The following is a 6,544-nucleotide window of genomic DNA, read 5'->3' on the forward strand; positions in this document are numbered from 1 at the left end:
ATCAGCTAGGTCTAGATGCTAAGAAAAATCGGTTTCTCTTCTCGTAAGATGAATAGGATTAAATCAACCTAACAAGGCGTACACCATCACACAAAGTGTGAGGTGTACCTTTACGTTATGCTAAATAAATGAATCCAGAATCACTTATTCGCTCGACATTCGAAAAGGTAACTTATTTCGAAGCCTCTTGTTTGCCTGGCATCAAGTTGTGTTTAGATGCTCCTGACATATTGGAAGATGAATCAGACATTGAGGAGTTCATCAATGCTCTCTCTTCCTTTCTTAAGTTGTCTGAGGATGATATCAAAGTAGCAGCCCCTCATATATTCGCGGAGTTCAAAGAGTACGAGGACTCTGTAGACCCAACGTATTTTGACGTGAAGGTCTCAGATCAGGACCAAGTTCTCAGTGAAATTGAATTTATAGATGTTAATGTTGTGCGACGTCCTTATGGGAACAAGTTAGTTTATGTCCAGCTTGCTGGTGAATGCTCATGGGATGAGGAGCACGGCATTCAGCTAATATTCAAGGAGGGGTGTACCTTGACCAGAGTGAGTGAGCAAGATGGTCATTATGCTCATTGTGACGCATGGGGGCTACCTGAATCCGAAGACAAAATCCGATAAATTGCTCCTGCATAACAAGACGCTGCACCCAACTGATGACCAGCTGGAGAGTCCTACTTTCATGACAATTTTCACATCACATAAGATCTTAAGTACACTGAGTGGTCATCAGTCGGTGTGCTTTACGTTCTACTAGATATAACCATTGCAGAGTGCTCCACTAACTATTCCAGTCTAGACGAGACAGCGTCTCATTCCTTTACGAAACTTCTAGCCATAGAAGTTGCCATAATAACGCAAAGGCTGTGCAAGCGAGACTCTGGAGTTTCATCATCGTGAACTTTACTAGCATTATTCCTGATTCTTCTTGCTGGGTATACCTCCCAGAACTCTCGGCCTTCTATACGATGAGCCAAACAACGTCTTTAGGTTCGCATCACTTTCAGAGATTCTCGACGTCGACACCCCTGTGTAAATGAACGGTGATAGAACGACCTTGCTACACAGCTGCAGAAATCAATGATCCTTACCGACAGATAATCTTCCATCCAGTTGTAAACCATCTATAGCACCATTTTGTAGAACAAGACGCTGCACCCAACCGCTGACCGCGGTTGACCTCCGCTCACTTTTCCCAATCCACAATCCGTAAACAATTAATCAAAGCGCATTCCCTGTCAGCAGTGGGTGTGCTTTACGTTAGGTTTGAAAAACGGATGCGTCAGATCAATTTCTAAGCATAAATAGTGTTCAAGTGAGTATTTAATCTTGACTGTCAATTTATTGCACTAGTATAATAATCTTTGCGGAAGCGTTAAGAACCAGAGAGGCTTAAGCCTCGGCGATTTTTATAAGCTTTCTCCAAGATTATTATACAGAGGCTGTGATCTATAGATCAGAGTCAGCAAGATTAAATACTCACTTGGACAGTGACTCGGAGAAGAAATTGAACTTGCGGACTGACTGGGCGGCTCGAAGCGTCGCCGCTGATTTTTCATACGAGCAATCACTGTTGGATAATCGTCCATTGATCTCAACAGCAATTGATCAGCTAGGTCTAGATGCTAAGAAAAATCGGTTTCTCTTCTCGTAAGATGAATAGGATTAAATCAACCTAACAAGGCGTACACCATCACACAAAGTGTGAGGTGTACCTTTACGTTACCTTAGATAATCCAGTCTTCCGTGAGTAATTCTCGTACAGATTATTCGCTTAGTCCTTCAGCGTGATGCTAGTCGTCTGGTTGCGAACTACAGAAAGAGAAGGGGATTGGTGATTTCCGAGTTGATCTAGATCCTAGCATTTCACATTGTTTCCGAATCGCAAGGTTGTGTGCTTGTACGAATCCATTGAAATCTCTCGGTTTATCCGTGGCTTCACTCAGTTCATTCTCATCCAGACTAGGTGCAAATCCAAAGTATCGTCGAGAGGTAACAAGACGCATCATGCAATCACTGACACGCACGAGAGTCCTACTTTTATGACAATTTCAACCATAACCCCAAACTTGAAGCGCGCTGATTGTCAGTGATCGCATGTGCTTTACGTTATCTATAGATTAGCCAGTCGTTCGTGCGTAATTCTCGTCTGGATTATTCCCTTATTCCTTCGGCGTTGAGCCATTCATTTCACCACGAACTACAGAAATTATTCGCACAGGTTCATACTCGGAACTCTGGGATTCTAAGACCACGATAGGTAAGGTAGCGTGCTGGTACGAACCCGATGAAATTTCTAGGTTGATCCATGGTTTCACACAGTTCATTCTCATCCAGATTAGGTGCACAAACCAAAGTACCGTCTGGAGATAACAAGACGCTGCACCCAACTGCTGACCAGCTTTAGAGCTCTAATTTCCATGATAATTCCATCATCACATAAATCCTTAAGTACACTGAGTGGTCATCAGTCGGTGTGCTTTACGTTAGCCAAAAATGAACACCCAAAATACCTATCAGACTCCTTCAACTAATGAGGATATTTCATCATTCCTGAAAAGGTATACTGGAAGAGCAACCGATGTACTTAGATGCGGTACTGGTCAGCAGGGTATTGTAAGGTTCTTGCAACACGTAGAAGGTTATTCGGAAGAGGACTCATTGAGACTATCATATCCGTTATTTGACTCAGCAAGAGCAAGGCTGAGAAGGTCTCAATTACCGAAAACCGTTATTGGAATACTACTCTTATTCATTGGACTGATGGGTCCAATCGTAATGTACTTCACCGGTTTAGGATTTATTATCATCTCAGCTCTTCCGATTCTTGCAGGCGTGGCACTTCTGAAGACAGTAATTAGGCCCCACGAGTTACCAAAAGATGAGAATGAGGTAGTTTAACACACAATCAGCACGAAATATTCCTAAACTAACTTGGCTAACAAGACGCTGCACCCAACCGCTGACCGCGGTTGAGCTCCGCTCACCATTTTCAATCCACCATCCGTAAACAATATATCACAGTACATCCCCGTCAGCGGTGCGGTGTGCTTTACGTTCTGTGAGTGAAGAAGACGTTCTAACTTTATCTCCATCTCCCCTACTGTGCTGCCTATCAGTTGCTAAGATTATTACTGAAGCTCCACATTTCGAGATCATGCTGTGCATTTAGCTAGTTGGAGTAGTGCACTATCTTCTAGAACTGTGCTGCTAAATCACGGTGAGTACATTCAAAGTACGTTTTAGAATTTTTTATCAATATCCCCTTCCACGAATTGTGGGCGCATCCTCTATGAGGTTCGTGGCAAAGTAACTACTCAATTCATTGCGTAACGATGTTCGTCTCATCCACTGTTGGTGAAGTCGCTCGTAGTTCGCTCAGCACGATGAAAACATTGGTTTTACTAGCGTGTTCAGTTGCGATGTTTTAGGGTGTTTCACAGAACAAGACGCTGCACCCAACCGCTGACCGCGGTTGACTTTCGCTCACTTCTTCCAATCCTCCATCCGTAAACAATTAATCAAAGCGCATTCCCTGTCAGCAGTGGGTGTGCTTTACGTTATACTAAATTGAAGACATTCCTCATAACTCTATCCTTACTCTCACAGCTCAGTATTGCTTCAGAGTCGACTGACTGGAAATCTGAATACAAATCTTTCGCAAACCAAGAGCCTCCAGAGTCGGTAGCAATGCACATGGAGAAGGTCTTTCACAAAGAACTACTTGATCTCAACATAAATAACATGGCTTTTCATGAAGCTCTAGATCAGTTGGTTGTGATGGTATACAGTTCAAAAATAGGTGGAGTCGGCATAATCATGCCAGGCGAAATGAAGAAGGTTAAAGTTTCACTGATGCCTCAGAAAAGTATGACTTTCGGCAAGGCGCTTGATAGTATCTGTTTGCAAGCTGGTTACACTTGGGAGTTTACTGAATATGGCAAGCTACGCATTTCACCTAAAAAATAACCCTATTTGACAGGTTATTTACATACTCGATGCAGTTTCACGTATACCTCAGTACCAAACAAGCTCCACTAAATTGTCTCTGTATAACAAGACGCTGCACCCAACCGCTGACCGCGGTTGAGCTCCGCTCACCATTTCCAATCCACCATCCGTAAACAATAAATCACAGTACATTCCCTCGTCAGCGGTGCGGTGTGCTTTACGTTATATCAGATTACTCCATGTCGTCCGCAGTTATTCTCGACTAGGTTGTTGACCTGATTTCTCGTTATTTGGCTTATCGGACATTTTCGAACTACAGATTTCCACACGGAATATGATTCGAACATTTCAGTGATTTCTGGCATTTTTCATGATTCCCAAATCGTCTGAACATTTGCCTACACAGTGTTGGTTATCAGATTTTAACGAACTACAGAGATTTTGGGGAGAAGGTAATTTCATGATTGCCGTCGATCCTAACATTTCACATTGTTCCCGAATCCAGCGTCACTTCTAGGTTTATCCATGGTTTCTCTGGGTTCATCTCATCCAGATTAGGTGCAAATCGAAAAGACCGTCTGGATATAACAAGACGCATCATGCAATCACTGACACGCACGAGAGTCCTACTTTTATGATAATTTCAACCATAACCCCAAACTTGAAGCGCGTTGATTGTCAGTGATCGCATGTGCTTTACGTTCTGCTAAAAAAAATGAAACCTCCAGCATACCTGTTCGTACTACTGTCCTTTCTCTGTTCCTCATTCGCTCTAGCAGATGAACTGTCTCAACAACGTCAGTGGTTGAGCCTTTCTGCACAAACTCAAAATTTACACCATCAACTAAGTCGCTTTGATAGGGATACAAACATTGATCCTTCATTGTATGACGCAGATCTTAAGACTATAAATTCCACCTTGAATAAGATGGTTTCGTCCAAGGAACTGAGCTCACGACGCATCAAGTTGAAGCCCATAGATGAGGTGGGGGATAAACTATACCAAAACCTGCAGGAGGAAGTATATAAGTTGGCGGGCAAGTATGGATTTTACGTCGCTTCTGAGATGTGTGATCTAGGGGCTCGACTCAGATTCACTATCATAGAAACCGATAAACCTCTTGAGCTCCATTTGAGATTACCCAAGAGTGAGCTAGATACATTTGTAAGTAGGCTCGAGGTCCTCAAGCTACTCAATAACTAACTTTGCAGAACAAGACGCTGCACCCAACCGCTGACCGCGGTTGACTTCCGCTCACTTTTTCCAATCCCCCATCCGTAAACAATTAATCAAAGCGCATTACCTGTCAGCAGTGGGTGTGCTTTACGTTAGCCTAAAAAATGAACCTCCTACACATACTTCTTGCGCTGATAGTGTTCCCAACTTGTCTTAGAGCTGAAATACTAGATCGACCTGTACCATGGCACGGTCAATTTCGCAGTACTTCAATTAGTAAGTTAGTATCTGAAATGGAAACTTGGAGTAAAGATCACAACTCGCATGAATTCGTTATAGCCACACCAATTCCTAAAAATTTAGCTACTAAAGAAATCGATAAAATAATTGTAGATTCAAAACCTAGATCTACCTACGGGGATTTACTTCAGCAAGCATTCAAATCTGTGGGCCGTAAAGTGGTTCTATCAGAAGCAGATGGTAAAATTCATATTACTTACCTTTATACAAAGGTCATGAAAATCACTGAAGTCACCAAAACAAGAATCGTACGACATAAAAAGTTAAGCGGTGACGAGGCTCTAAAACTCATGACAGATCAAGGCATCGAGTTTAGTCCACATTTTGTTATTCGAACTTCGCTTGATAGAGCTGTTATTACAGTTTTTGGCACGGTCGAAGATTTAGAGAAATCCTCAAGGTTCTATTTACAATAAGTTGGCTAACAAGACGCTGCACCCAACTGATGACCAGCTGGAGAGTCCTATTTCCATGACAATTTCCACATCACATAAATCCTTAAGTTCACTGAGTGGTCATCAGTCGGTGTGCTTTACGTTCTACTAGAAATATCCCATTGTAGAGTGCTCATCCAGATTACTCAGTGCAGACGAGACAGCTTAGAAAACCATTTTCTAGTTCTCAGTCTTATCAGTTGCGATGCATTCACAAAGTCTGTGGATTAGGGACTCTGGAGTTTCGTCATCGTGAACTTAACGAACATTATTGCTAGTTCCAAAAGCAAGGTAAGATTTTCAGAACTCTCGGCCTTCCATGCGGTGAGCCAAATCAGTTTCAAGGTTTCCAGCGTTTTGTGAGATCCTCGACGTCGATATCTAAATGTAAATGACCTGTGATAGAACTACCTTGCTTCATAGCTTCTGAGAATTAAGGTCCGTTTCGATGGTATGACCTTCCATCTAGTTGGAAACCATCTAGTGCACTAGGTCGTAGAACAAGACGCTGCACCCAACCGCTGACCGCGGTTGAGCTCCGCTCACCATTTCCAATCCACCATCCGTAAACAATAAATCACAGTACATTCCCGTCAGCGGTGCGGTGTGCTATACGTTCTCCTAGAAATGCTACGCATCACACTACTAATTATCTGTATCGTTTTAACTACTTCGTT

General features: G+C 42.7%; 5 protein-coding genes. 4 read left to right on the forward strand and 1 reads right to left on the reverse strand.

All coding sequences use genetic code 11. The annotated features are described in order from the left end of the window. Positions 1–128: 128 nt before the first annotated feature. From ACFSW8_RS05305 to ACFSW8_RS05315, 3 genes are all read left to right on the forward strand, one after another. Positions 129–626, forward strand: a complete 498-nt coding sequence (locus tag ACFSW8_RS05305; protein ID WP_377090526.1) for a DUF6985 domain-containing protein — start codon at positions 129–131, stop codon at positions 624–626. Between the two features lie 1,875 nt (positions 627–2,501). Next, on the forward strand, positions 2,502–2,906 hold the full coding sequence (locus tag ACFSW8_RS05310; protein WP_377177636.1) for a hypothetical protein: 405 nt from the start codon (positions 2,502–2,504) through the stop codon (positions 2,904–2,906). A gap of 669 nt (positions 2,907–3,575) precedes the next feature. Beyond that, positions 3,576–3,974 (forward strand): hypothetical protein, encoded by a 399-nt coding sequence (locus ACFSW8_RS05315; protein ID WP_377090534.1) that lies wholly within the window; start codon positions 3,576–3,578, stop codon positions 3,972–3,974. Positions 3,975–4,588: 614 nt separating this feature from the next. Here the strand turns inward: ACFSW8_RS05315 and ACFSW8_RS05320 are convergent. Beyond that, entirely contained in the window at positions 4,589–4,840 is a 252-nt protein-coding gene (locus tag ACFSW8_RS05320; protein ID WP_377177638.1) for a hypothetical protein, read from the reverse strand. A 457-nt stretch (positions 4,841–5,297) separates the two neighbouring features. Here ACFSW8_RS05320 and ACFSW8_RS05325 point away from each other — a divergent pair, with 457 nt between their 5' ends. After that, positions 5,298–5,849, forward strand: a complete 552-nt coding sequence (locus ACFSW8_RS05325) for a hypothetical protein (RefSeq protein ID WP_377177640.1) — start codon at positions 5,298–5,300, stop codon at positions 5,847–5,849. Positions 5,850–6,544: the final 695 nt, after the last annotated feature.

The sequence above is a fragment of the Rubritalea tangerina genome (assembly GCF_042683245.1).
Taxonomy (GTDB): Bacteria; Verrucomicrobiota; Verrucomicrobiia; order Verrucomicrobiales; family Akkermansiaceae; genus Rubritalea; species Rubritalea tangerina.